This is a genomic window from Xanthomonas dyei (assembly GCF_002939865.1).
GTDB classification, from domain to species: domain Bacteria; phylum Pseudomonadota; class Gammaproteobacteria; order Xanthomonadales; family Xanthomonadaceae; genus Xanthomonas; species Xanthomonas dyei.
In genome coordinates, this window is the sequence record NZ_MDEE01000122.1 from 1 (window position 1) to 517 (window position 517).

The 517-nt window shown below is 62.7% G+C and carries 1 protein-coding gene; it reads left to right on the forward strand.

Annotated elements, in window-relative coordinates; all coding sequences use genetic code 11:
* Positions 1 to 517: DDE-type integrase/transposase/recombinase (locus XdyCFBP7245_RS23490; RefSeq protein WP_146091743.1), on the forward strand; the 517-nt coding region annotated here is incomplete at both ends.

Genomic DNA, 517 nt, shown 5'->3' on the forward strand with positions numbered 1-517 from the left:
AAGGCCAAGGCGCGGGACTGCAGCGCGGTGCGCATGCGAATGCGGGAGATCGCCTTGAGCCGTGTTCATTACGGGTGCGAGCGGGTTTTCGTGATGCTGCGCCGGGAAGGCTGGCGGGACAACCACAAGCGCATCCATCGCATTTACAAGGAGGAAGGCCTGTCTTTGAGGCATTGTCGGCCTCGCCGCAGTCGCAGTGCACGCCGACGGCAACCGATCAAAGTGGCCACTGCGCCCAATACCCTGTGGGGCATGGACTTCGTCAGTGATGCGCTGTTCGATGGCCGTCGCTTCAGGTTGTTGCCGGTACTGGATCACTTCACGCATGAGTGCCTGGCCATCGTCGTAGACCAGTCCTTGCGGGCCGACGATGTGGCCGAGGCAGTGACACGGTTGGCCGCTCAACGCGGCAAGCCGGAGGCGACCAAGGTGGATAACGGCAGCGAGTTTGCCGGCAAGGTGATGGACCGCTGGGCGTATGAAAACGGCGTGGAGCTGGACTTCTCCCGCAGAGGGA